We start from the raw sequence: 25021 nt of genomic DNA, 5'->3' as shown, positions 1-25021 counted from the left end.
CGCTCCACCACGCTGGCATTTGCCAACCCGAGTCATTGCGCCTTCAGAGCGCAAACCTCGCACCGAAGGATCCTTTAGCAGATGAAAGACGTAGCGTCGGGAGCGCTCCTGCTCGGTCTCTCCACCTTTGCTCTCTCCGCGGTCGCCGCCCCCGTGGTCATCGACCTGCCCAAGCAGCCCCTGGCCGCTGCCCTGGAGCAACTGCAGTCCGCAAGCGGAATGCGGATTTCCTATGATCGTGCCCAGGTCGCCAAGGTTGGCGCGCCGGCACTCAAGGGCAACATGGAGGCGGGCGAGGCGCTCGACCGTCTGCTCGCGGACAGCGGCCTGCAAGGCACGGTCGACGGCAACAGCGCCCAGGTCAGCGGCACCGTGCGCAGCAAGGCAGCGGGCAACGACAGCGTTGACCTGGGCGCGACCGAAATCGTCGGCGCCGCCAGTGTGGCGCCCGGCACCACCGAAGGTACCGGCTCCTACACCACCGGTGTGATGCAGACTTCCACCAAGCTGAACATGACCGTCCGCGAGACGCCGCAGTCGGTCAGCGTGGTCACCCGCCAGCAGATGGAAGACCAGAACATGCAGGACCTCGACGACGCGATCCGCGGCGTCACCGGGATGACCGTGCAGCAGTACGGCCCGGCGCGGGTGAGCTACGCCGCACGCGGTTTCGACGTCGACAACATCATGTACGACGGCCTGGCCACCAGCATTTCCACCTACACACAGGACGTGATTTCCGCGGCGGACCTTGCGATGTTCGACCGTGTCGAAGTGGTGCGCGGCGCCACCGGCCTGATGCAGGGCGCCGGCAACCCGGCCGCTGCCGTCAACATGGTGCGCAAGCGCCCGACCCGGGACTTCCACATGAGCCTGGAAGGCAGCGCCGGAACCTGGGACCGCTACCGCAGCCAGGTCGACGTCTCCGGCCCGCTGAACAGCGAAGGCACCCTGCGCGGCCGCGCGGTGGCCGCCTACGAGACCCGCGACAGCTTCCAGGACGTGGTCAGCGGTGAGCGCGGCGTGCTCTACGGCATCACCGAAGCCGACCTGAACCCGGACACCACCCTCACCCTGGGCGCTTCCTACCAGAACGACAACAAGAACGACAACTGGGTGGGCCTGCCGGCGCCGCTCGGCGGCCGCCACCTGGATCTCAAACGCTCCGATTACTACGGCGCCGACTGGTCCTACTGGGATACCACTACGACCCACCTGTTCGGCGACGTGGTGCACCGCTTCGACAACGGCTGGCAGATGAAGGTCGCCGCCGACAAGTTGTGGGCGCGCATCGACATGCTCGGCCTGTACAACAGCTGCTACTACACCGAAGGCTGCCCGACCATGACCATGGGGCCGGGAAAATACGCCTACACCGACGACCACCAGAGCTACGACGCCTTCGCCAACGGCCCGTTCCAGGCCTTTGGCCGCGAGCACGAACTGGTGTTCGGCGGCAGCTACCGCGAAGAACGCTTCGACGGCCACGGCGGCTGGGGTGACCTGACCTACAACGATGGCTCGCCAGTGACCCCGTTCGACCCGACGAAGTGGGACCCGGGCTCGGTGCAGAAGCCGAACATCGACATGAGCCTCTGGAACATGAAGCTCGACCAGGAGCAGAAGGGTGCCTATGTCACCACCCGCCTGAACGTCGCCGACCCGCTGAAGATCATCCTCGGCGGGCGCCTGGACTGGTACGAGGCGGACCCGCACAACGACACAGGCACCCAGAAGGTCACCCGCAACGTCACCCGCTACGCCGGCGTGGTCTACGACCTGAACGACGTGTACTCGGTCTATGCCAGCTACACCGACATCTTCAAGCCGCAGAGCAACTTCGACGCCAGCGGCAGCCTGCTCGACCCGATCACCGGCAAGAACTACGAGATCGGCCTGAAGGGCGAGCACTTCGGCGGTGCGCTGAATACCCAGCTCGCGATCTTCCAGATCGACCAGGAAAACCGCGCCACCGACGACACCAGCGGCCCCTCGCCGTGCCCCAGTTCGCCAACCTCGATCTACTGCTCGCGCGCCTCGGGCAAGGTGCGCAGCCAGGGCGTGGACATGGAAGTCAGCGGTGCCATCACCGAGAACTGGCAGGCCATGGCCGGCTACACCTACGTCGACGCCAAGTACAAGCACGACAGCAACGAGGACAACGTCGGTAAACAGTTCGACCCGAGCAAGCCGCGCCACCTGTTCAAGCTCGCCACCAGCTACACCCTGCCGGGTGAGCTGCACCAATGGCGCGTCGGCGGCAACCTGGTGACCCAGAGCCAGACCGAGGACACCACCACCGGCTTCCAGCAGGGCGGCTACACGGTGACCAACGCCATGCTTGGCTACAAGGTCAACGAGAACATCGACACCCGGGTCAACTTCAACAACATCTTCGACAAGTACTATTACAGCGGGATCAGCTTCGGCAACCTGAACTACGGCGAGCCGCGCAACCTGATGTTCACGGTGAAGTACTCGATGTGATCCGCCTGGCCGGATGAGCGACACGAAAAAGCCCCGCAGCGCGGGGCTTTTTGCTGTTTGTAGGAGCGGACTCTGTCCGCGATCGACTTATCGCCACTCCGACCGACCAGGGAGCAGGGCGAGGTCATCGCGGACGGAGTCCGATCCTACGCTAATCAGAACATTGCAGCCCTTAGGGCGCATCGCGCGCAGCGTTGTCCGCCGCGAAGTGCCGGCGGATAACCTGTCCCAGGTTATGCGCCCTATGTATGCGCAAGGCTCGCTCAGGCGCGGCCTTCGGCTTTTTCGAACAGCTCCAGCAGGTCGCGCAGCGTGCTCTCCAGATACTCGCCCGCGCGGTAAGCCGGCTTGAGCGCATCGCCACCGGCCACCACTTCCTGCGGCCGTTCGATGAAGCAGCCCACCGGCTGGAAATCGCCATCGAGCACCAGCACCACAGGAATCAGGATACGGTCCAGCGCCATGCGCTCGCGCAGATCGTCCTCGGCGCGGCCCTTGGTGATCACGGCCAGCTCCACACGGGGTTGCAGGCGCTGCAGATGGTCCATCACGGTGACGTTGATCTGGCAGTCCGGGCACCACATCTCGCCGGCGATCAGCAGGCGATAGCGGCCCTCTATGGCCTGGATGCGGCGCAGGGTTTCGGCGCTGATCGAACCGGGCTCGGCCAGTTGCTGCTGGACCTTGCGGACGCCAGCGATCTCGTCGGGCAGGCCGTGGGCGACGAAGGCGTCGAAGCCTTCGCCGATGGCGAACAGTTCCTCATAGGAGGCCATGGGGATTTCCTTGAAACGGGTGATGGGCTCATCCCAGCAGAAATCCCCGTGGCCGGCAATCCGGCCGTCAGGCTTTCGCGGCCTGCGCCTTGGCTGCCGCCAGGTAGGGCGCCAGGCGCCGGCCCATTTCCTCGCCCAGGGCCTGCAGGCCGCTGAGCGGGCGGACCATTACCTCGAACTCGACGATCTTGCCGGCTTCGTCGAAGCGGATCATGTCGATGCCCTTGAGCTCCTTGCCGCTGACGGTAGCGCTGAACTCCAGCACGACGTTCAGGCCGTCGCCGGTGGCGAGTTCGCGGTGGTAGGTGAAGTCCTCGAACACCTGCAGCACGGTGTTGAGGATGGTCGAGACCACCGGGGCGCCGGGGTAGGGCGTGTGCGCCATGGGCGAGCGGAACACCGCGTTGGGCGCCAGCAGTTGCGGCAGGTTGGACAGGTTCTTGGCAGCCACCATCTGGTGCCAGCTGGCCAGGGAAGCGGCGGCCTGGGGATGCAGGTTCAGTGCGGTCACGGGAATACCTCCTGAGGGTTCTTGTTGTTCACTCAGGACGATACGGCCGGGTTGGCGAGTCGCTCAATGATCGGAAATGACAGAAGACTGATCCTGGCGTACAGCCCATCAGTGCGTGGCCGGGTTGATCAGGTAGCTCATCAACTGCGGATCGTCTCCTGGCTCGACGTTCTGCACCGGGCGCGGCAGGTCGGCGAATACGGCCTTCCAGAAAGCTGCCGCGACCTCGTCCTGTGCGTAGAAACGCACCAGCCAGGGCCCCGGATTGCCCAGCAGAACCTGGTTGGCCAGCGCGCGGCCGATACCGAGGCGGCGGTACTTCTTCAGGACGAACAGGTCCGATAGCTCCAGCGCATCGATGCCCGGCAGCTCGCTGCCTTCCACCAGCAGGAAGCCGGCGATGAAGCCGTCGGCGAGGATCAGGTTGGCGCTCCACTCCGGCTCGCTCCAGTAGCGCGCCAGGTGCTCTTCGTGGATGTAGAAGCGGCCGTCGACCTCGACGTCCTCGTCTTCCCAGTCCGATGACTCGTAGGCGTAGTACTGGTAGAGATTGCGGATCAGGTCCTGGTGCTCGGGGCCGGCCTGCACCAGCTGGATGGAAAGATCGTTCATAGTCGGGAGGCTCGCGGCGAGTCGGAGGAGGGCGCGTGGCCGCCATTGTCGCCCATTCCCATCGCAATGCCAGTGGCCGAGGGGTTTGAAGCTTGCAGTGGCGCGATGCGATGATGCTGTCGCATTTCCCTTCGAGATTCCGCAGTGAGAACCGACAGCCGCCTCTCGCGCATGCTCCACGTGCTGCTGCACATGGCCCGTGACGACCAGCCCGTGACCTCCGAGCACATCGCCCGGATGCTCGGCACCAACCCGGCCGTGGTGCGGCGGACCATGGGCGGCCTGCGCGAGGCCGGCTACGTGCGCTCGGAGAAGGGCCACGGCGGCGGCTGGACGCTGGACTGCGACCTGGCCCGGGTCACGCTGCTGGACGTCTACCGCGCGGTGGGCAGCGAGCGCCTGTTCGCCATGGGCTTCGACAACGTCCACCCGGACTGCCTGGTGGAAAAGGTGGTCAACGCTGCGCTGCAGGACGCCATGGAGCAGGCCACGGCGATCCTCCTGGAACGCCTGGGCGCCGTGTCGCTGGCCGATCTCGCCGAGCGTTTCAGCACGCTTTACCCGCAGGACCGCTGACCCTCCCTCGATGAACATCGCTCGATACCGAGCGTTGACCCTGTGTGTTCAATCACGATACTTTAAAAGTAACGAAAGAATCCGAACCCACCAGGAATCCCTTCATGATCGACCTCCTGAACTCGCCGCTGGCCGGTGCGCTGTGGACCTGCCTGGCGCTGGCCATCGCCGCATCCGCCCTGTCCATGACCGTCACCCAGACCGAACTCTTCGCACCCCTGCGCGCGCTGGCCTGGAAGATTCACCCGCAGGTCGGCCACCTGTTCCAGTGCTTCTACTGCTTCAGCCATTGGGTGGTGATCGCCGGCACCCTGGTCTACCGTCCGGTAGTGATCGCCAGCGGCTGGGCGGCGGTCGACTGGCTGGTGGCGACCTTCTTCACCGTCGCCTTGACCGCTCTGTTCTGCGGCCTGCTGTTCAAGGTGTTCCTCACCGCCATGGCCAAGGCCGTCCGCGAGCGGGAACTGAAAAAGCTGTTCGCCTCCGAATGACGTCGAAAGGACTCGCCGTGAACCACTCCGAACTGATGGCCCCGTTCCACGATCCTGATGCCGCCGCGCGCTATGCGGAAAATCCGCCGCGTTTCGTCCCCGGCCTGTTCGACCTGCACCGCATGGCCGCCATCCTGCTGGCCGAGCATGCGCCGCCCGACGGCCACCTGCTGGTGCTCGGCGCGGGCGGCGGCATGGAGCTGCGGGCCTTCGCCGAGGCCCAGCCGTCCTGGCGCTTCACGGGCGTCGACCCTTCTGCCGAGATGCTCGCGGTGGCCGCACAGATGCTGGGGCCGCACGCTCGTCGGGCCGACCTGCTGCAGGGCTATATCGATGACGCACCGCCAGGCCCGTTCGACGGTGGCGCCTGCCTGCTGACGCTGCACTTTCTGCCCGAGGCGGAGCGCCTGCGCACGCTGCGCGAGATCCACTCCCGGCTCAAGCCCGGCTCTGCCTTCGTCATGGCGCACCTGTGCGTACCGCAAGGCACTGGCGAACGGGCGCGCTGGCTATCGCGCTATGCCGATTTCGCCGTCAGCTCGGGGATGGAACCGGCCAACGCCCAGCAGGCTCGCAGCGCCGTGGATGCGCACCTGAACATCCTCACTCCCGAGCAGGACGAAGCGCTGCTCTGGGAAGCCGGCTTCAGCCGCATCGAGGCCTTCTACGTCGGTTTCGCCTTCCGCGGCTGGGTCGCGCTCGTCTGAGCGCCCTTGCAAGAGCTGTGTCTGCTAGATTGGCGTCCCGTTTCGCCGGACGCCAGTCGATGCAGATTCCTTCCTCCCACGTCATCCACCAGACCGGGCACTGGCTGCTCAACCACCATCTGGCGTCCGCCCTGCCGGGTTACCTGATGCTCGGTTCGAAGCAGCCGGTGGGCTCCCTGGCCGACCTGCCGGAAGCCGCGCTGGCTGAAATGGGCGGGCTGATGGCGAAGGTCCAGCGCATCCTCGAACAGACGCTGCAACCCAAATGGCTGTACATCGGCCGCTTCGGTCACTCGCCAGGCTTCCCGATCCACTTCCATTTCATCCCGGTGTACGCCTGGGTGGAGGAACTGTTCTGGGCCGATGAGCGCTATCGCACGCTGAGCCGGTTCGCCCATATCGAGGATGCCGCCACCCAGACCGACGGCGCCGAGCTGACCCTGTTCGTCTGGCGCGAGTTCGGCGAGGCGCCCGTACCCCCAGCGCTGCAGGGGCCGTCGATCGGGCAGGTGATCGAGTTGCTACGCGGTCGCTTCACCCAGGCCCAGTGATGCGAGCAACCAGTCATGGAACAGCTGCGCGGCCGGCGACAGTTCTCGATGGCGTAGCGACACCAGGTATTCGCCGCGCTCGGTGACCATGGCCAGGTCGGTCACCCGTTGCATCTCGCCGCTGGCCACCGCTTCGTCGGCCATGAAGCCCCAGGCCAGGCCGATGCCCATGCCCTGCTGCACGGCGCGGTAGGCGAGGGTGAGCTGGTTGAACACCGGGTCGCTTTCCGCCGGCTGGTAATCCTTGCCGAAGTGGCCGAACCAGTCGTGCCAGTCCAGGCAGCTCCAGGCCGAGGTATCCAGTTGCACCAGCGGCGCGGCGGCGAGCTGGTCGAGGCTGGTGATGCGCGAAGCGTCGAAGTCCGGGCGGGCGACGGGGTATACCACTTCCGGCAGCACGAAGCGGCTGTCCAGCGTGGTCCAGTCGCCTGCGCCGTAGAGGATGCCCAGGTCGAAATCCACCAGGCTGGCTTCGTCCATCTCGTTGATCGCGTGCACATGCACGGCAATGCCGGGATGCGCCTTGTTGAACTCGATCAGCCTGGGGAACAGCCAGAACTGCGCCATCGCGTGGGTCGCCAGCACCGACACGGCGTTGCTCTGATGCACGTTGCGGATGCGTCGCACGCTGTGCTGCAGGCGCTCCAGCAGCATGTCCACGGTGCTCAGCAGCTCCGCGCCGGCAGCGGTGAGGGTGACGCCACGCGGTTTGCGCTCGAACAGCGGCACCTTGAGGCTGCTTTCCAGCGCCCGCATCTGCTTGCTCACTGCGCTCTGCGTGAGGAACAGCTCGGTGGCGGCCTGGGTGAAGCTGCCGCAGCGGCCAACGGCCTCGAAGGTGATGAGGGTTTCCAGCGGCGGCAGGGTGCGCAGATATCGGCTGATGACGGGGCTCCAGTGAAAGCGTCTGGCATTCCTCCGGGGAATGCCTCGGTGCGGATTTATCCTTGGTCAGAAGCTAGCACAGCCGCTACCGTGGCGGCACTTTCTAGGCATTCATTGCAGTATCGAGGTCGTTGGAGATGAAACGCGGGGTGGTCTACGCAGGCATGGCAGGCGCAATCTGGGGCGGCGTGATCCTGGCGCCGTCGCTGGTGCCGGAATTCAACCCGCTGCTGATCAGCTCCGTGCGTTTCGCGCTGTATGGCGCCATCTCGTTGCTGATCGCCTTGCCGGTGGCCCTCGGCCTGTTGCGCCGGGTCAGCCGCGAAGACCTTTCGATGCTGGTGCGCCTGTCCCTGGCCGGCAACCTGCTGTACTTCGCGCTGCTCTCGGCGGCGGTGCAGTTCGCCGGAGTGGCGGCGGCCTCGCTGATCAACGGCATCATGCCGCTGGCGATCGCCTACCAGAGCCGTTCGGAACATGATTCGCTGCCGCTGTCGCGGATGAAGCTGCCGCTGGCGCTGGTGGCGCTGGGCATCCTCTGCATCAACCTCGACCCCTCGGCCCTGATGGCGTCCGGCAGTACCTCGGGCGAGCGCATTCTCGGCATTGTCTGCGGCTTCTGCGGCGTAGCCTGCTGGTCCTGGTATGCCAGCGCCAACGCGCGTTACCTGAAGGCCAGCCATTTCAACAGTCATGAATGGTCGACGCTGATCGGCGTGGTGACGGGCGTGATGGCCGTGATACTGGCGGGCGTTGGCGTGCTGATTGCGCCGCAGGCAGTGCCCAGTGGCATTTCCACGGAGCGCTGGATGGCGTTCCTCTGGGTGTCGCTGTTCCTCGCCGTGTTTGGTTCCTGGGTCGCCAATGGCCTGTGGAACGCGGCGACGCGCCGCTTGCCGATGAGCCTGGGCGGGCAGTTGATCGTCTTCGAGACGTTGTTCGCCTGCGCCTATGCTTACATTAACGAGCAGCGCTTGCCCGGTCCGGTGGAAGCGCTGGCAATTGTTCTGCTCACCGTTGGCGTGCTCTGGGCCATCGGCCTGCACCGCGCGCCGGCGCAGGTTCCGGCTCGCGCCGTGGAGTCCTGAGTCAGGCTCTCGGCGCGCCTTCCAGGCGCGGGCTCCAGTCTTCCACCGCGCCGTTCTCCAGGCGCCGTGACAAGGTTCGGCGCCAGTTCGGCGGCAGCGGCAGTTCCAGGCATTCGCGCAGGATATCGGCATCCACGCGCTTGTCGAACAGCACGGCGGAGAGCCGTTGCAGCGACCAGTCGGGATACGGACGCTCGACCACTTCCAGCGTCGCACCGGCGGCCACGGTGCCTTCCTCCAGCACCCGGTAGTACCAGCCGGTACGTCCCGACTCCTGCACCCGCAGGGCCATTTGCATCACGTCGAAGCGGTCGTTGAGCTTCCAGCAGGGCATGCGCCCCTGCGACACCTCCAGTAACGCCGTGCCGGCGCGTATGCGGTCGCCCAGGCAGAGATCGCGTTCGGTCCAGCCGGTGCTGCTGAAGTTCTCGCCGAATGCGCCGGGCTGGCTCAGCAGCGGGTGTTCGCCCAGTTCGGCGGACCAGTCGGCGTAGTGCTCGCGGGGGTAGTGGTGAATGGCCTTTTCCACCCCGCCGTGCACGCGCAGATCACCTTGCTCGTCGCTTTCCAGGCCCAGCCTGGTCACCCTCAGTGCCGCCTGGCGCGGCAGCTTGGCAATGGCGCTGCGCGAGCCTGGCCGGGTGAAAGGCACGGCGCGGCCAGTGAGCAGGGCATCGAGGCGAATGGAGGGCAGGTTCATCGCGGAACACTCCTGGTGAAGCGGGTAAATATGGTGTCGATCAAAAACTACATGGACAAAATCTGCCAGATCGGTAGGCTCTGTCAAGGTTTTGATTCGATACCAAGATTCATTCCAGTCCGATTCTTCGTCGAGAGATTTCCATGCAGAAGTACCGTCTGATCATTGAGCGCCATGGCCGGTTGCTCGGCCATTTCGATTCCGACCTGCCGTGGGCGAAGGAGGCCGTGAGCAGCATTGCCTGTTGTCTGGGCGAGCTGGGTTATGGCCTGGAACTGCTGGTGGCCGACAGCGAGCGTCGCCTGTTGGAGAGTTCTCCAGAGGGCATCAAGGTGCTGAGCAGCGAGCCGCTGTATCGACCCCTGGCGTTGGACAAGCTGTAGGCCAAGAGCCCGGCAGAGCTGGCCCGTCAGCCCAGCTTCTGCGCCAGTTCGCCGATGAACTGCCGCAGCCACTGGTGGTGCGGCTTGTTGTGCCGGGCAATGTCCCAGACCATGAAGCAGCGGAAGGACGGCACCGGGAAGGGCACCGGGCTCACACTCAGGTCGGCCATCGCCGCGTAGCTTTCGGCAGCGAAGCTGGGGATGGTGGCGATCACGTCGCTGCTCATCAGCGTCGTCAGCGCGCCACTGAAGTGCGTGAAGGAGGCGGTGACGCGCCGTGCGTAGCCTGCCGCTTCGAACATGTCGTCGATGAAGCCGCGCCGGCCGTCGTAGGAGACCCGCACGTGATTCGCGGCGAAGTATTCCTCCAGGGCAATCGGCTCGACCGCCGCACGGTCACGGGAGCGGAACAGGCACGAGTAGGACGACGAAAACAACACCTGCGACGAGTAACTGGTGTTGAAGTCCTTGGGCTCGCTGCAGATCACCAGGTCCATGTCCGGGTCCTGCAGGGACTGCTTCCACAGCGAGCTGTTGCTTTGGTGGAAGGCGAAGCTCACACCCAGGCCTTCCGCGGCTGCGGCATTGACGATGCGCGGGGCGAGGTAGGCCTCGATGTCGTCGGACAGGCCGATATTGAACACGTAGCTGGAATCGCGCGGCGAGAAATCCGGCTCGGCGCCCAGCACCCCGGAAATAGACGTCAACGCCTCGGCGATCTTCGGTGCCAGCTCCATCGCCTTGCGCGTGGGCTGCATGCCGGAAGCCGTGCGGATGAACAGCTCATCGCCGAAATGCTCGCGCAGCCGGCGCAAGGCCGAGCTCACCGCGCCCTGGGTTACGTGCAGCATGGCCGAGGCGCGGGTGGCGCTGCGCTCGGTCATCAGGCAGTGGAAGGTGAGCAGCAGGTTCAGGTCGATCCGCGCGATATTACGTACGTTAATCCGGCTCATATTTCCTAATCGTTTGCCCTGCGGTCGTGGGGCTTCCTAGTCTGGCGTCCACACAAACATAACAAGGGATGGAGAGTCCTGTGGACGCGATTTCGCAAAGCGTGGGTGCTAGCAGTATCCATACCAGCAAAGGGCAGTCGGATATCCGCAAGCGGGCCATGGCGGTCGGCATCGGCAACTTCATGGAGTGGTTCGACTTCGCCATCTACGGCTACTTCGCCGCCGTGATCGGTATGCTGTTCTTCCCCTCCAGCGCGCCGGGCGTGTCGCTGCTGTCATCGCTGGCAGTGTTCGCCGTCGGCTTTCTTTCACGGCCCTTCGGCGCGCTGATCCTCGGCCCTGTCGGCGACCGCTTCGGCCGCCGCGCGGTGCTGATCATCACCGTCTTCGGCATGGGCGTGTGCACCACCATCATCGGCCTGTTGCCCTCCTATGAGGCAATCGGCATCGCCGCGCCGATCCTGCTGATCGTCATGCGCTTCATCCAGGGCATGATGGTCGGCGGCGAGTGGTCCAGCGCCGGCATCTATATCGTCGAGAGCGCACCGTCGAACCGCCGCGCCACTGCCGCCAGCGTGATCACCGGCACGGCGGGGCTGGCCTTCCTGTTCGGCACCTTCACCGCGGCGAGCATTTCCTCGGCGCTGGACGATGCGCAACTGGCGGCCTGGGGTTGGCGCCTGCCGTTCGTGGCGTCCATCGTGATGACCGGTATCGCCGTGTTCATCCGCCGCAAGCTGGGCGATACGCCGGTCTACGAGGAAATGGTGCGCCAGCGTGATTCGCACCAGGTCCACGCGCCGAGCAAGGCCGTGCGCCGCCGCGCCTTCATCACCACCTTCGCCTTCTCCGCGCTGTTCGGCGTCTCGCTGTACTACTTCATCACCTACGCCAACAACCATTTGGTCAGTACCGTCGGCCTGCCGCGCAGCAGCGCGCTGTGGCTGTGCAGCATCGCGCTGGTGGTCTACGTCATCGTCAACCCGCTGATCGGCCGCCTCAGCGACAGCATCGGCCGGCGCAAGCTGCTGCTCGGCGCGGCTGCCGCGCTGACGGTGCTCGCCTATCCGATCTTCCTGCTGCTCAACACCGGCAACCCGCTGGCGATCCTCGTCGGCCTGACGGTGATGGGCGTACTGGTGGCGATCACCGCGGTGATGGACGTGGTGTTGCTGGTGGAAGTCTTCCCGGCCTCGATCCGCTCCACCGGGGCTGCGCTGGGCCACAACCTGGCACTGGCGATTCTCGCCGGCCCCGGTCCCTTCATCGCCGCGGCGCTGATCCGCCAGACCGGCGACGCGAATCTGCCTGCGGCTTATCTCGCCGTGGTGTCCCTGGTGTGCCTGCTGGTGCTGTGGAAGACCCTGCCGGAAACCCGCGACAACGACATCAACCGCTTCTAGTTCCTTATCACCCGCAGTCAGGAGTCCCCATGACCCGTGTAGCAATCATCCAGGCCGCCGCCGTTCCCTACGAGCCGATGGCCAGCGTCGAGAAGGCCGGCGGCATCCTGCGCCGCGTGGCGGAGCAGGGCGCCAGGCTGGCGGTCTTTCCCGAGGCATACATCGGCGGCTATCCCAAGGGCGCCAGCTTCGGCAGCGTGATCGGCAACCGCAGCGGCGCCGGGCGCGAGTTGTACCAGCGCTACGTCGAAGGCGCCGTGGCGCTGGACGGCCCCGAGCTGGCCGCGCTGGCCGAGTTCGTCGAACAGACCGGCGTGATCACCGTGGTCGGCATCATCGAGCGCTTCGGCCGCACCCTGTATTGCACCGCCGTTACTTTGGTGCCGGGGCGTGGGATCGCCAGCTACCACCGCAAGCTCATGCCGACGGGCCAGGAGCGGCTGGTGTGGGGCTTCGGCGACGGTTCGACGATCGAACCGGTGAACAGCGAGATCGGCGTGCTGGGCAGCGTCATCTGCTGGGAGAACTACATGCCGGCGCTGCGCCAGGCCATGTTCGCCCAGGGCGTTGAGCTGTATTGCGCGCCGACCGCCGATGATCGGCCGTCCTGGGCCAGTTCCATGCAGCACATTGCCCTTGAGGGGCGGGTGTTCGTGCTCTCCGCGTGCCAGGCCATCCGCCTGGGCGAGTATCCGCAGCAGCACCGCGAGGCGTTCGGCCTGGACTTCAAGGAAGACGATTACGTGATGCGTGGCGGCAGCATGATCGTCAGCCCGCTGGGCGAGGTGCTGGCCGGGCCGGTGTTCGACTGCGAGACGGAGCTCTATGCCGACCTCGACATGGGCCAGCTCAACCAGGGCAACCTCGATTTCGACGTGTGCGGCCACTACGCGCGGCCGGACGTGTTCGAGCTGAAGGTGAATACCGCGCCCTTGCGCCCGGTCACTTTCGAGGGTTGATCGCCAATGCCCGGTGCCATCCGGCACCGGGCTTTCCCTGCCTCAGCGACCCACCCGTTGCTGCAGATGTGCCGGATGGTGCTCGCCGACGCTCTCGATCTGCCGCAGCGCGGCTTCGATGGCAGCCAGGTCGGTGGAGTCCAGTTCCAGCGTTGCCGCGCCGAGGTTTTCCTCCAGGCGATGCCTTGGTGGTGCCGGGAACCGGCACGATCCAGAGATGCCGCGCGAACGGCCAGGCGATGGCGATCTACGCGCGCATCACGAGCAGGAAGGACAGAATTGCCCTGCGAAACGTCTGGAATGGGCTTTACTCAAGGACTTTCAACATGATTGGACGGCGGCACGCCAGGCCATTCATGAGAGTCCTTCATGATTCCAAACGCGTTTCCCCCCTTAATCTATGGCGCGCGTCAACCTACTGCATTTCCACCTGGCCAAGGCGCTGGACAATGGCCTGGCCCGCGAGGAGCTGATCCATCACTCACCTGGCTTCCTATTCCGGCGGGCTTTCGACCTCTACCGCAGAGGGCTTCGCCCGCCCAGTGTTTGCCGAGCGCGATGCCGCCTGAGGAGTACTGCATGGAATACCGTTACCTGGGCCGCAGCGCCCTGAAAGTCTCGCCCCTGTGCCTGGGCGCCATGATGTTCGGCGGCGAGACCGACGAGCCGACCTCGCGGCGCATCATCGACAAGGCCCGGGAGCAGGGCGTCAACTTCATCGATACCGCCGACGTCTACCACAAGGGCCGTTCCGAAGAGGTGGTCGGCCGCGCGGTCGCCGCCCGCCGGGATGACTGGGTGATCGCCAGCAAGTTCGGCAATGCCCTGGGCGATGGCCCGAACCAGCGCGGCCAGTCGCGCAAGTGGATCTACCAGTCGGTGGAGGACAGCCTGCGCCGCCTGGGCACCGACTACCTGGACATCCTCTACTTCCATCGCACCGACGTCGCCGCGCCGCTGGAAGAGGGCCTGCGCGCGGTGGGCGAGCTGATCCGCCAGGGCAAGGTGCGCTACTACGGCCTGTCCAACTTCCGCGGCTGGCGCATCGCCGAGGTGGTGCGCCTGGCCGACCAGCTGGGGATGGATCGGCCGATCTGCAGCGAGCCGCTGTACAACCTGGTGGACCGTACCGCCGAGGTCGAGCAGCTGCCGGTCGCCGGCCACTTCGGCATCGGCGTGGTGCCCTACAGCCCATTGGCCCGCGGCATACTGACCGGCAAGTACCGGCCCGGCGCCGAACCGCCAGTGGACTCCCGCGTTGGCCGTGGCGATAAACGCATTCACCAGACCGAATGGCGTCCCGAATCCCTGCAGATCGCCCAGCGCATCGCCGAGCACGCGGTGGCCCGCGGTACCACGCCGGCCGCGTTCGCCCTGGCCTGGGTGCTGAACAACCCGTTGGTCAGCTCGATCATCGCCGGCCCGCGTACCGAGGCGCACTGGGACGGCTACCTGCCGGCACTGGACCTGCAACTGACCGCCGAAGACGAGGCCCTGGTGGACAGCCTGGTGCCGCCCGGCCACGCCTCCACTCCCGGCTACAGCGATCCTGCCTATCCCGTGGAAGGCCGCCCGGCCCGTTGAATCACCTTGAGGAGCAATGCCGATGAAGACCCTTGGATATGCTGCGCAGAACCCGCAGGACCCGCTCGCTCCCTTCACTTTCGAACGCCGCTCGCTGCGCGACAATGACGTGGCGATGGACGTCCTCTACTGCGGCGTCTGCCACTCCGACCTGCACCAGGCGCGCAACGACTGGGGCTTCAGCCGCTACCCGATGGTGCCGGGCCACGAGATCGTCGGCCGGGTCAGCGCCGTCGGCTCGAAGGTCACCCGCTACCGGGTCGGCGACGCCGTGGCGGTGGGCTGCATGGTGGATTCCTGTCAGGTGTGCGATCAGTGCCGCAAGGGCGAGGAACAGCTGTGCCGCGAAGGTAACACCCAAACCTACAACGACCGTGACCGCGTGACCCGCGAGGCGACCCAGGGCGGCTACTCCAAGCAGCTTGTGGTGCGCGAGGAATTTGTCCTGCGCGTGCCGGACGGCCTGGACCTCAGCAGGGCCGCGCCGTTGCTGTGTGCCGGTATCACCACCTATTCGCCGCTGCGCACCTGGCGCGTCGGGCCGGGCAGTCGTGTCGGCGTGGTCGGTCTCGGCGGGCTGGGACACATGGCGGTGAAGCTGGCGGTCGGCCTGGGCGCCAGCGTCACCGTGGTCAGCCGCACCGCGAACAAGCGCCAGGATGCCCTGGAGCTGGGCGCGGATGCGCTGCTGGCGTCCTCCGACGCCGCTGCGATGAAGGCCGCCGCCAACGGCTTCGACCTGATCATCGATACCGTGCCGGTAAAGCATGACCTCAAGCCCTACCTGCCGCTGCTGGACGTGGATGGCACCCTGGTGCTGGTCGGCCAGGTCGGCCCGCTGGACGAGATCAGCACCGTACCGCTGCTGCTCGGCCGGCGGCGCATCGCCGGCTCGCCCATCGGCGGCATTGCCGAAACCCAGGAGATGCTCGATTTCTGCGCCAGGAAGAACATCCTGCCGGAGTGCGAGATGATCCGCATGGACGAGATCAATCAGGCCTACGAGCGCATGGAGCGCTCCGACGTGCGCTACCGCTTCGTCATCGATCTCGCGACGTTGGTCTGAAGCGCCGCGCCGGGCGTTTTCGGTGAGCATGTCGACGGGGAGATAGGCAGGCCGAAACCTCCAGGACGGCGCGTAGAATGTGCGGGCCACTGTTGAGGGGCAGTTGCCCCTCGACGCGGGCCTTGCCCGTGACCGTCGTTGCTGAATCCCAGGCCGTCAGCCCGCCGTAGGCCGGTAGCCGCAGGTTCAGTCAATCATGCCCGGCGAGCGACGGCACATCGGCTGGCCGCCTGCTGCGCCTACAGCGTGACCACCACCTTGCCGAACTGCTGGTTGGATTCCAGGTAGCGGTAGGCCTCGACGATCTCGTCGAAGGCGAAGGTGCGGGCGATCACCGGGCGCAGCGAGCCATCGGCCAGACCGGCGAGAATGTAATCCTCGGCCTCCTGCAGGCGCAGCGGATCTTCGAGTACCTCGTAGACCCGGAAGCCGCGCAGAACCAGCGAGCGACTGAGTACCTCGAAGAGGGGGAAGGGCGTGGGCTCGGGGCTCAGGCCGCCGTACTCGATGAGGATGCCGCCTTCGGCCATGGCCGCGGTCAGCGGTTCGAAGATGGGGCCGCCCACCGGGTCGAACACCACCCGTACGCCGGCCTTGCCGGAAATATCGAGCAGGCGTGAGCGCAGGTTCTCCTCCTCGCTGGCGATGACCTCGGCGGCGCCGGCCTGCAGCAGGGCTTCGCGTTTGGCCGACGTGCGGGTCACCGCAATGGGCACCGCGCCTGCACGGCGGGCGATCTGGATGGCGGCCAGGCCGACGCTGCTCGACGCGGCGGTGATGACGACGAAATCTCCCTCGCGCAGCCCGGCTACCTGGATCAGCGCGCCATAGGCGGTGAGGTACTGCATCCAGGTGGCCGCGGCGTCGCTCCAGGCCTGCCCCGGCGGGTTCTTCACCAGGCGGGCTTGCGGGACCACCAGGCGCTCGGCGTGGGTCGGGTCCTGCTGCATCGAGGTCGGCGGCAGAATACTCACCGCGTCGCCCGGCGCGAACCCGCGCACCGCGCTGCCCACCGCCTCGACCACGCCCGTGGCTTCCAGCCCTAACCCGGAGGGGAACTGCGGGCTCTCGATGTAGCGATCAGTGCGCAGCAGCGCTTCGGCGCGGTTCAGTCCCAGGGCTTTGACCCGGATACTGACTTCGTTCACGCCGGGTTGGCGACCCTCCACCGGCTCGATGCGCAGGACCTCCGGGCCGCCGAACTGGTGGAAACGCACGGCGCGCGTCTTGATGCTTTCCATGTGATGCTCCCATACGAAATTGATTTGACGTAAAGCGACTATCAGCCATGGGATTCGCCCGATAAATGGCGTATAGAAACACTCAGCCGAAATCAGGAATTTCGAATGGATCGACTGACCAGCATGGAAGTCTTCGTTCGCGCGGTGGACCTCGGGTCCTTCGCTGCGGCGGCGGATGCCCTGGAAATGTCCGCGCCCATGGTGGGCAAGCATGTGCGCTTTCTCGAAGAGCGCCTGGGTGCCCAGTTGCTGCTGCGCAGCACGCGCCGGCAGAGCCTGACCGAGGCCGGGCGGATCTACTACGAACGCTGTCGCGCGCTGCTGGCCGATGCCGAGGCGGCGGACATCCTTGCCACCGGTGAGGTGTCCGAGCCGCGCGGCAGGCTGCGGGTGGCCATGCCGGTGCATTTCGGCCGGCGCTGCGTGGCGCCGGTCCTGCTGGAGCTGGCGCAGCGCTACCCGCAACTGGAGCTGGACCTGCGTTTCAGCGACCGGCTGACGGACCTGGCGGAAGAGCAGATCGACCTGGCGATCCGCACCGGCGAGCCGCAGCCCAGGGATGGCATCATCGCACGCCGCATCGGCCGGCAGCGCATGGTGGTCTGCGCGGCGCCAGCGTATCTGGCGGTCCATGGACGGCCGGAAGGCATCGCCGAGCTGGCGGCTCACCGCCTGCTGGTCTACCACCGCTCCGGGCGGATCAACCCCTGGCTGTTTCCTCGCGAGGGGCAGGCGCAGGAAGAGTTCGCGCCGAGCTCCCGGTTGCGCTTCGACGACCTGGCCGCCATAGCCGATGCGGCCGCACGCGGCATGGGGCTGGCGTGGCTGCCTTACTGGCTGGTGCGGGAAGTCATCGCGCAGGGCGCGCTGGAGGAGTTGCTGCCAGGGCAGCCGGGTTTTCTCTACGACGTGCACGCGACGTGGCTGCAGACTACTCAGCTGCCGCGCAAGGTGCGCCTGGCGATCGATGCGCTGGTCGACGTGATACCGGGCCTGGTCATGCCGGCGGGGCAGGAATAGGGCGGCCCTGGAGACCGCCCGGCGGCGTCATCTGCCCGGCGTGAGTTGCAGGACACGGTCGCGGCCGCCTTCGGCGAGCAGGTAGCCGCCCTTGCCGTCCGGCACGATGGATTGCGGGGCCTTGAGGAACGACAGGATGGTGTGCGGTTCCCCCTTGCCGTCCCATAGCAGCAGGCGGGCACGGTGGGTGGCGTCTTCGCTGATCCACAGGCCGCGGGCATCGCACATCAGAAAGGTCGGCTGGTTCAGGCCCGAGAGCAGGATGGGGTCCTTGCCGTCATCGCTGAACTGGTGCACCACACCTTTCTTCTTCTCGGTGTAGAGCAGTTTGCCGTCGGTGCAGCGGGTGACGGATTCGGTCTCCTGCAGCTTGTCGCGCAGCACGGTCAGCTCGCCGTCGCTCCAGCGGTAGCGCAGCAGACGGCCATCCTCGCGGCGGTCCTCGATGGCGTAGAGATTCTCGCCGTCGTCCCACAGGCCCTGTACCGACTGGCCCATGAACAGGTCGGTGATCTTGCCATCCTTGAGCAGTTGCACCGGCCTGCCGTTGGACTCCTGGCTGAACACCCAGCCGCCCTGCGCGGCGATCATGCCGTCAGGCTTGGATAGCCCGTCGACCATGATCCGGCGCTGGCCATCGGCGGCGATGCGCAGGATGTTGCCCTTGTCCTTCTTCAGCTCCTGGCTGACCAGCAGGCCGCCATCGGCAAGCGGCACCAGGGATGCAGCCTTCTGCACGTTCTGGTGCAGAACCGCGACGGACCAGCCATTGGCTGCCTGCACAGGGTAGAAGTCCTGCCAGGCGAAGAAGGCCAGGGCGGCGGCGATGACGAAACTGGTACCGGTCAGCGCCAGGCGGAATAGCGGGCGACGGGCCGGGCGCGCGGAGGTCTGGGACATGTATCGGCTGCCAATACAGAGGTGGGCGACACTGGGGCGTTCCTTGTGGTTTTGTGCCTTCCTGGCGTCCAGTGTGCGGGCCGGCATGGTAACCAGACAGTTCATCGGCGGGCTAGGGCGAAAGGCAGTGATGCTCGTCACGCCGTTGAAGATGCGGACACAGAAGCAATTGTGGTCCGGCCGGCCCTATTGGGACGAATGTGCCGCGAATGGGTGGCTATCGCTGGGGTAATTGCGGCTGTTTGCCGCGTTTGTGGCTATTTGCCGGCCATGCGGGAGAACTGGGAAGACGGCTTGATGGCCAATGGCCTACAATTCCCCCGTCCTTTGCTGAGGACAATCCAGACGGCTGTTGCGGACAGGAAGTCCGCAACAGCCGTTTTCTTTTCTGCGCTTCACTGCGCCGGACGCATCGCCGGCACCGCTTCCAGCTTCTGCAGCCGCAGCGGCGCGCCGCGCAGGAAGGTGCTGATCTGGCTGGCATCCATCGGCTTGCCGAACAGATGGCCCTGCGCACAATCGCATTCCAGCTGCTGCAACTGGCGAAACTGGACGGCGTTCTCGACGCCCTCGGCGATTACCTTCAGCCCCAGTTCGCGGCCCAGCGCCAGCGCATTGCGCAGTACGATCAGGCGGCGCGGGTCGCCATTGTTCACATCGGCCACCAGGTGGCGGTCGAGTTTCATCTCGGTGAAGGGCAGCTCCATCAGGCGCTGCAGGGTGGAGTGTCCGCAACCGAAGTCATCGATGGCCAGGCCGCAACCCAGCAGGCGCAGGCGCAGCACGTTCTCCAGGCTCAGCGGCGGAGCATGCAGTGGCGAGGATTCGGTCAGCTCGAAGGTGATCCGCTGGGGCTCGATGTCCAGCCCGCGCAGATTCCTCTCGACGGTGGCGGCAAAGTCGATCTGGGCGATCTGCTCGGCTTCCAGGTTGAAGGACAGCTTCAGCTCGTTGCTGCCCTGTGCGCGCAGCGCTTCGACGGCCTGGGTCATCAGCTCGAAGAGCATGCCATCGAGCTTGCCAGCGCGGCGCAGGGAGGGCAGGAATTCAGCGGGCAGCAGGACGGCGCCGTCTTCCAGCTGCCAGCGCGCGAGCACTTCGAATCCATAGACCTGGGCAGTAGCGACATTGACCTTGGGTTGCAGGTAGGCGCGCAATTTTCCCCGCGCCGGCAGGCCTGATGGTTCGCCATCGTCCGTCGTGCCGTTCTCCGCCAGCGGCAGGCCGAGCTGGCCACTGCCTGGCTGGAAGTCGCTGAGCAACGCCCGCAGGCGCTCCAGAGTGGCGGCGTCGTTGCCCAGCCAGAAGACCTTCATGCCCTGCAATTGCAGGAGGTGCGAGAGGGCGCTCCAGGTGCCAGGGGCCATTTCCCCGCTGACCACCACGCCATGGGCCAGTCGCTCGCGGGCAACCGTCTGAAGGAATTCCAGACGGGCCACCGGATCGATGCGCACATCGCAGATCAGCAGGTGGACGCCCCCTTGGCTGCGCAGCCGATCCAGTGCGAATGCGTTGCTGGAAACTTCGGACAGGAAGCTGTAGCCCAGATGATGCAGAGCGGTAACGGCGGTCGAACGGTGCAGGCCGGAAGCCTGGAGTACCAGCGCAGAGAGCGGAGGCATGGATTTTTCTCATGGAAGATTGGCCCTGTGCATTCTCACGAACGTCGCCATCGATGTGAGGCGGAGGATTCCAGTTCTTCTGTCAGGGAAATCTCATCGGAACTGCTACCGGTTTGTCAGCTCCTTCCATGGTCCTCGCGGAAGAGGTTCGCTGCCACGTTCGCCGGGCGTGGTCATGCAGCACCGACTTCGAGGGGGCGAATGCCCGCTGGCACATCCTCGTCTCCCGATCATCGAGGCCAGCCCCTGACCGAGCCCGCCCAGCAGCTTCGGCAAGGCCGGCCGCGATTGGATGTGGCGCAGGTGCCGCCAGTTCTGGCCTGAGCCTTCCCGACAGGGACTCCAGGGGAAAATCCGAGGTCGACCCTCGTGGCCTCCCATGTTAGGGTCCCTGTGCTCCCTTTCACGTCCGCACCGGCCGCCCACGGCTGCGCGGCACGCCCTGAACAAGGAGAAATGGCTCATGTCACGTCCCGCATCGAGGGGACCTGTCGACACGGCCATGGCCCCGCAGAGCGAGGCCTCAGCCACTGCGCTGCTGAACCTGTGGCTCAGCCGACCTCAGCAGACCGCAGTGTTCCTGGATGTCGACGGAACCCTTCTGGACATCGCCGAATCACCCGGCGCGGTCGTCGTACCGCCCGGGCTGCTCGATGCGCTCACGCACCTGCAGCGCCGACTCGATGGTGCCCTGGCCCTGATCAGCGGCCGCCCGGTCGAAGAACTCGACCGGCTCTTCCAACCCCTGCGCCTCGCCGCCAGCGGCGGTCATGGCGCCCACTGGCGCGAGAGCGGCGACAGCCCGTTGCGTCGTACCACCAGGGACCTGCCCGCCAGCGTGCGAGTGCAATTGAACGCCCTGGCGAACCGGCATGTCGGAATCCATGTCGAGGACAAGGGCAGCAGCTTTGCACTGCACTACCGCTCCGTACCCTCGCTGGCCACCGATCTGCGCGTCGAGTTGCAGTCGTTGTTGCGCTTGCCGGCAGGTAGCGGATTGCGGCTGCTCAATGGCAAGCAGGTTTACGAAGTCGTCAGCGAGGGCGTCGACAAGGCCCGTGCCGTCCAGCGGCTGCTGGAAGTGCCGGGCTTCGCCGGCCGCCTGCCGCTGTATATCGGCGACGACGTCACCGACGAGCCCGCCATCGCGCTGATGCCGACGCTGGGCGGCCTCGGGCTGTCCGTCGGGCGCGCGTTGCCCGGCGCCAGCGCCGTATTCAGCGATGCGCAGCAAGTCCGTCACGCACTGATGCAAGCAGGAGGAAACCACCGATGACGAACCGGCACGAAGGCGCTCTGGAACTGGGCCTGATCGGCAACTGCCGGGTGGCCGCCCTGGTCAACCCGCAGGCGCGGCTGGTCTGGTGGTGCTACCCGAATTTCGACAGCGACCCGGTCTTTTCCCGGCTGCTGGCCGGGGACGACGAAAAGGGTTTCGCCGATGTGGTGCTGGATAATCAGATCAGCAGCACGTCCGATTACCAGCGCAACACGGCGATCATCACCACCGTGCTGCGCGATGACAGCGGTGGTGCGGTACGCATTACCGATTTCGCCCCACGCTTCCTCGAGCACGGCCACGTCTATCGCCCGGCACAGCTGTGCCGGCTGATCGAACCCATCGAAGGCGTGCCGAAAGTCACCCTGCGCGTGCGTCCGACCCACGGCTACGGCAAGCCCAGCCAGGGCGTCACAGGCTCCAGCCATATCCGCTACCTGGACGGCGAAGAGCCGCTGCGCCTGACCACCGATGCACCGCTGGCCTACATCCAGCACGAAACACCGTTCGCCCTGCGTCACCCGGTGAGCCTGGTGATCGGCCTCGACGAGCCGCTGGACAATGCTCCCGGCGAAGTCGTCCGCGACTACCTCAAGCGCACCCAGAACCACTGGCATGACTGGGTACGTGGCCTGGCGATCTGCTTCGAGTGGCAGGCCGTGGTGATCCGCTCGGCGATCACCCTGAAACTGTGCAACTTCGAGGACACCGGCGCGATCATCGCGGCCGCCACCACCTCCATCCCGGAGGCACCGGACTCCCAGCGCAACTGGGACTACCGCTACTGCTGGCTGCGCGACGCCTACTTCGTGATCCTCGCCCTCAACCGCCTGGGCGCGACGCGGACCATGGAGGGCTACATCGACTTCATCACCACTGTGGCCAGCGGCAACGCCGAACTTAAGCCGCTGTACGGGATCATTCCCAACCAGGACACCACCGAACGCGTCGAGCCGGACCTTGCCGGTTTCCTCAATCACGCGCCAGTGCGTGTCGGCAACCAGGCGGTGGAACAGAACCAGCATGACGTGTTCGGCTCGGTTGCCCTGGCGGTCCTGCAGAGCTTCGTCGACGAGCGCCTGCCCAATCCGAGCAGCGAGGGCATGCTGCAACTGCTGGAAAACCTCGCCGCCAAGGCAGTGCACGCCGCCTTCGAGCCGGATGCCGGCATCTGGGAGTACCGCGGCCGCCAGCGCGTCCATACGCATTCCGCGCTGCTCTGCTGGGTCGCCTGCGACCGCGTCGGGCGCATCGCCAGGCGCCTGGGCCGCAGCGAGGAAGCCGGTGGCTGGATGGACAAGGCGGCCAACCTGCGCGAACAGGTCCTCGCCAAGGCCTGGAGCGAGACGAAACAGTGCTTCACCGGCGCCTTCGGCCACGACGACCTCGACGCCAGCGTGCTGCTGATGAACGAGCTGGGGATCATCGAAGCCGACGATCCGCGCTTTGTCGCGACCGTCGAGTGCATCGGCCGCGAGCTCAACGTCAACGGCCAGATGCTGCGCTACGCCGCGGCGGACGATTTCGGCGTGCCGGAAACCGCCTTCCTCGTGGTGAAGTTCTGGTACCTCGACGCGCTGGCCGCCATCGGCCGTACCGAGGAGGCGCGCCAGCTGTTCGAACAGCTCATCGCCGCGCGCAACCGCTACGGGCTGCTCTCCGAAGACCTGCACCCGCATACCGGCGAACTCTGGGGGAACATTCCGCAGACCTATTCCATGGCGGGGCTGATCAACTCGGCCATGCGTCTTTCCATGGGCTGGGAGGAAGGCCTATGCCGCGCCTCGTGGTGATATCCAACCGGGTCGCGATCCCCGATGAGAACGGCCCGGCGCCGGGCGGGCTGGCCGTGGCGGTGGAGGCCGCCATGCGCAACCGCGAGGGCATCTGGTTCGGTTGGAGCGGCGAGAAGGCCGAGGAGCCGGGCCCGGCGACCGTGGTCCAGCGCGACAACCTGCAGTACATCCTCACCGACCTGCATCCGCAGGATTTCGACGAGTACTACAACGGCTTCGCCAATCGCGTGCTCTGGCCGATCCTGCATTACCGGGTGGACCTCGCCGAGTTCAACGAGGCCGAATTCGGCGGTTATCAGCGCGTCAACGAATTCTTCGCCGAACGGCTGAGCCCGCTGCTGGAGGAGGACGACGTCCTCTGGGTCCACGACTACCACCTGATCCCCCTGGCCTCGGCCCTGAGGCAGCGCGGGCACGGCAACCGCATCGGCTTCTTCCTGCACATCCCGATGCCGCCGGCCGACCTCATCACCGCGTTGCCGCACCACGACGAACTGCTCCGCGCGCTCACCGAATACAACCTGATCGGCTTCCAGACCGAGAACGACGCCAGCAACTTCGCCCGTTACCTCACGCGCGTGGTCGGCGCGGCGACCCCCGATGGCCGGCGCTACCACCTGGAGGACCAGCATTTTCGCGTCGGCGTGTTCCCGGTGGGCGTGGATGCCGCCGGTTTCCGCCGCATCGCCGAGGAAGCATCGCAGAGCCAGGCCGCCGAAGACCTGCGCGAGAGCCTGGGCGGTCGTGCGCTGATGGTGGGGGTGGACCGGCTCGACTATTCCAAGGGCATCGTCAACCGGCTGGATGGCTACGAGCGCTTCCTCGAACTCAATCCGGACTGGCACAACCGCGTGACCTGCCTGCAGATATCACCCGGCAGCCGCCAGGACATTCCCGAGTACGCCGATATCGACGCCGCCGTCAGCGCGCGGGTAGGGCATATCAACGGGCGATTCGGCGCGGTGTCCTGGGTGCCGCTTCGCTATGTGGCGCGCAACCACCAGCGAGCGGACATCGCCATGGTCATGCGCCACGCGCGGATCGGCCTGGTGACGCCGCTGCGCGATGGAATGAACCTGGTGGCCAAGGAATTTGTCGCCGCCCAGGACCCGGACGATCCTGGCGTGCTGATTCTTTCCCAGTTCGCCGGCGCAGCCGCCGAACTGGGAGGCGCGCTGATCATCAATCCCCATGATCGCGGCGCCCTGGCCGATGCCATGGCGCAGGCACTGCGCATGCCGTTGAAGGAGCGCCAGGCGCGCCACCGCGACATGTACGCGGTGCTGGAAGCCAACGACATCCGCTTCTGGGGGCCCAGCTTCATCGATGCGCTGACCCGGCCGGGAAGGGCGCTGAACTGGCTGTCCAATCACTACCTGAGTCACTGACGCAAACAACAAGCCCCGCTTCGGCGGGGCTTTCTTCGAGCGG

24 protein-coding genes are annotated in these 25021 nt (G+C 65.9%); 15 read left to right on the top strand and 9 right to left on the bottom strand.

The window, feature by feature from the left end:
- Nucleotides 1-81 precede the first annotated feature (81 nt).
- Entirely contained in the window at nucleotides 82-2487 is a 2406-nt protein-coding gene (locus A9513_RS04140) for a TonB-dependent siderophore receptor (RefSeq protein ID WP_065084059.1), read from the top strand.
- A 263-nt stretch (nucleotides 2488-2750) separates the two neighbouring features.
- Here A9513_RS04140 and A9513_RS04135 read toward each other — a convergent pair whose 3' ends face one another.
- From A9513_RS04135 to A9513_RS04125, 3 genes are all read right to left on the bottom strand, one after another.
- The gene (locus A9513_RS04135; RefSeq protein ID WP_065084058.1) at nucleotides 2751-3263 is read right to left on the bottom strand and encodes a thioredoxin family protein; all 513 of its coding nucleotides are present in this window, start codon (nucleotides 3261-3263) and stop codon (nucleotides 2751-2753) included.
- 67 nt (nucleotides 3264-3330) lie between these two features.
- Nucleotides 3331-3774 carry a nuclear transport factor 2 family protein gene (locus A9513_RS04130; RefSeq protein WP_024765792.1) on the bottom strand — a complete coding sequence of 148 codons (444 nt, stop codon included), beginning with the start codon at nucleotides 3772-3774 and terminating at the stop codon, nucleotides 3331-3333.
- A 108-nt stretch (nucleotides 3775-3882) separates the two neighbouring features.
- Complete coding sequence (locus A9513_RS04125) at nucleotides 3883-4386, bottom strand: GNAT family N-acetyltransferase (RefSeq protein WP_054909242.1); 504 nt, start codon at nucleotides 4384-4386, stop codon at nucleotides 3883-3885.
- 144 nt (nucleotides 4387-4530) lie between these two features.
- Between A9513_RS04125 and A9513_RS04120 the strand changes: the two genes are divergently transcribed.
- The 4 genes from A9513_RS04120 to A9513_RS04105 all read left to right on the top strand — a co-directional run bounded on the left by A9513_RS04120 (nucleotide 4531) and on the right by A9513_RS04105 (nucleotide 6711).
- A complete protein-coding gene (locus A9513_RS04120; protein ID WP_065084057.1) occupies nucleotides 4531-4962 on the top strand; it encodes an Rrf2 family transcriptional regulator in 432 nt (143 codons plus the stop codon).
- A 104-nt stretch (nucleotides 4963-5066) separates the two neighbouring features.
- A complete protein-coding gene (locus A9513_RS04115) occupies nucleotides 5067-5453 on the top strand; it encodes a hypothetical protein (RefSeq protein ID WP_024765795.1) in 387 nt (128 codons plus the stop codon).
- A gap of 35 nt (nucleotides 5454-5488) precedes the next feature.
- Nucleotides 5489-6160, top strand: coding sequence for a class I SAM-dependent methyltransferase (locus A9513_RS04110; protein ID WP_065084076.1), 672 nt, complete (start codon nucleotides 5489-5491; stop codon nucleotides 6158-6160).
- A 59-nt stretch (nucleotides 6161-6219) separates the two neighbouring features.
- Nucleotides 6220-6711: an HIT family protein gene (locus tag A9513_RS04105; protein ID WP_065084056.1), complete on the top strand. Its 492-nt coding sequence runs from the start codon at nucleotides 6220-6222 to the stop codon at nucleotides 6709-6711.
- Here A9513_RS04105 and A9513_RS04100 read toward each other — a convergent pair.
- Nucleotides 6682-7596 (bottom strand): LysR substrate-binding domain-containing protein, encoded by a 915-nt coding sequence (locus A9513_RS04100; protein ID WP_065084055.1) that lies wholly within the window; start codon nucleotides 7594-7596, stop codon nucleotides 6682-6684. The two genes, A9513_RS04105 and A9513_RS04100, sit on opposite strands and share 30 nt — an antisense overlap.
- Nucleotides 7597-7733: 137 nt before the next feature.
- On the opposite strand from A9513_RS04100, the gene A9513_RS04095 reads away from it, so the two are divergent.
- Complete coding sequence (locus tag A9513_RS04095; protein ID WP_024765798.1) at nucleotides 7734-8684, top strand: DMT family transporter; 951 nt, start codon at nucleotides 7734-7736, stop codon at nucleotides 8682-8684.
- Nucleotide 8685: 1 nt separating this feature from the next.
- On the opposite strand, the gene A9513_RS04090 is transcribed toward A9513_RS04095, so the two are convergent.
- Entirely contained in the window at nucleotides 8686-9384 is a 699-nt protein-coding gene (locus A9513_RS04090; RefSeq protein ID WP_024765799.1) for an MOSC domain-containing protein, read from the bottom strand.
- 143 nt (nucleotides 9385-9527) lie between these two features.
- On the opposite strand from A9513_RS04090, the gene A9513_RS04085 reads away from it, so the two are divergent.
- Nucleotides 9528-9767 (top strand): cytoplasmic protein, encoded by a 240-nt coding sequence (locus A9513_RS04085; protein WP_065084054.1) that lies wholly within the window; start codon nucleotides 9528-9530, stop codon nucleotides 9765-9767.
- A 26-nt stretch (nucleotides 9768-9793) separates the two neighbouring features.
- Here the strand turns inward: A9513_RS04085 and A9513_RS04080 are convergent, their stop codons facing one another.
- The gene (locus A9513_RS04080) at nucleotides 9794-10720 is read right to left on the bottom strand and encodes a LysR family transcriptional regulator (RefSeq protein WP_024765801.1); all 927 of its coding nucleotides are present in this window, start codon (nucleotides 10718-10720) and stop codon (nucleotides 9794-9796) included.
- 80 nt (nucleotides 10721-10800) lie between these two features.
- Between A9513_RS04080 and A9513_RS04075 the strand changes: the two genes are divergently transcribed.
- The 4 genes from A9513_RS04075 (at nucleotide 10801) to A9513_RS04060 (ending at nucleotide 15732) form a co-directional block, all read left to right on the top strand.
- On the top strand, nucleotides 10801-12123 hold the full coding sequence (locus A9513_RS04075; protein ID WP_024765802.1) for an MFS transporter: 1323 nt from the start codon (nucleotides 10801-10803) through the stop codon (nucleotides 12121-12123).
- A gap of 29 nt (nucleotides 12124-12152) precedes the next feature.
- Nucleotides 12153-13082 (top strand): carbon-nitrogen hydrolase family protein, encoded by a 930-nt coding sequence (locus A9513_RS04070; RefSeq protein WP_065084053.1) that lies wholly within the window; start codon nucleotides 12153-12155, stop codon nucleotides 13080-13082.
- A gap of 579 nt (nucleotides 13083-13661) precedes the next feature.
- Nucleotides 13662-14666: an aldo/keto reductase gene (locus tag A9513_RS04065; protein ID WP_037017645.1), complete on the top strand. Its 1005-nt coding sequence runs from the start codon at nucleotides 13662-13664 to the stop codon at nucleotides 14664-14666.
- 22 nt (nucleotides 14667-14688) lie between these two features.
- The gene (locus tag A9513_RS04060; protein ID WP_065084052.1) at nucleotides 14689-15732 is read left to right on the top strand and encodes an NAD(P)-dependent alcohol dehydrogenase; all 1044 of its coding nucleotides are present in this window, start codon (nucleotides 14689-14691) and stop codon (nucleotides 15730-15732) included.
- A 239-nt stretch (nucleotides 15733-15971) separates the two neighbouring features.
- Here the strand turns inward: A9513_RS04060 and A9513_RS04055 are convergent, their stop codons facing one another.
- On the bottom strand, nucleotides 15972-16973 hold the full coding sequence (locus tag A9513_RS04055; RefSeq protein ID WP_065084051.1) for a zinc-dependent alcohol dehydrogenase family protein: 1002 nt from the start codon (nucleotides 16971-16973) through the stop codon (nucleotides 15972-15974).
- Between the two features lie 105 nt (nucleotides 16974-17078).
- On the opposite strand from A9513_RS04055, the gene A9513_RS04050 reads away from it, so the two are divergent.
- Nucleotides 17079-17993, top strand: a complete 915-nt coding sequence (locus A9513_RS04050) for a LysR family transcriptional regulator (protein WP_065084050.1) — start codon at nucleotides 17079-17081, stop codon at nucleotides 17991-17993.
- Nucleotides 17994-18020: 27 nt separating this feature from the next.
- On the opposite strand, the gene A9513_RS04045 is transcribed toward A9513_RS04050, so the two are convergent.
- Both A9513_RS04045 and A9513_RS04035 read right to left on the bottom strand, forming a co-directional pair.
- Nucleotides 18021-18893, bottom strand: coding sequence for a hypothetical protein (locus A9513_RS04045; protein ID WP_065084049.1), 873 nt, complete (start codon nucleotides 18891-18893; stop codon nucleotides 18021-18023).
- Nucleotides 18894-19288: 395 nt separating this feature from the next.
- Complete coding sequence (locus A9513_RS04035; protein ID WP_065084047.1) at nucleotides 19289-20515, bottom strand: EAL domain-containing protein; 1227 nt, start codon at nucleotides 20513-20515, stop codon at nucleotides 19289-19291.
- 463 nt (nucleotides 20516-20978) lie between these two features.
- On the opposite strand from A9513_RS04035, the gene otsB reads away from it, so the two are divergent.
- The 3 genes from otsB to otsA are packed head-to-tail and all read left to right on the top strand — an operon-like array spanning nucleotide 20979 to nucleotide 24978.
- A complete protein-coding gene (otsB, locus tag A9513_RS04030; protein WP_255302813.1) occupies nucleotides 20979-21791 on the top strand; it encodes a trehalose-phosphatase in 813 nt (270 codons plus the stop codon).
- On the top strand, nucleotides 21788-23587 hold the full coding sequence (locus tag A9513_RS04025; RefSeq protein ID WP_065084045.1) for a glycoside hydrolase family 15 protein: 1800 nt from the start codon (nucleotides 21788-21790) through the stop codon (nucleotides 23585-23587). Before otsB ends, A9513_RS04025 begins: the two co-directional genes overlap by 4 nt.
- On the top strand, nucleotides 23569-24978 hold the full coding sequence (gene otsA, locus A9513_RS04020) for an alpha,alpha-trehalose-phosphate synthase (UDP-forming) (RefSeq protein WP_065084044.1): 1410 nt from the start codon (nucleotides 23569-23571) through the stop codon (nucleotides 24976-24978). Before A9513_RS04025 ends, otsA begins: the two co-directional genes overlap by 19 nt.
- Nucleotides 24979-25021 lie beyond the last annotated feature (43 nt).

Source organism: Pseudomonas sp. AU12215 (genome assembly GCF_001675465.2).
In the GTDB taxonomy this organism is placed as follows: Bacteria; Pseudomonadota; Gammaproteobacteria; order Pseudomonadales; family Pseudomonadaceae; genus Pseudomonas; species Pseudomonas nitroreducens.
This window is presented reverse-complemented; position numbering and strand designations above follow the sequence as displayed.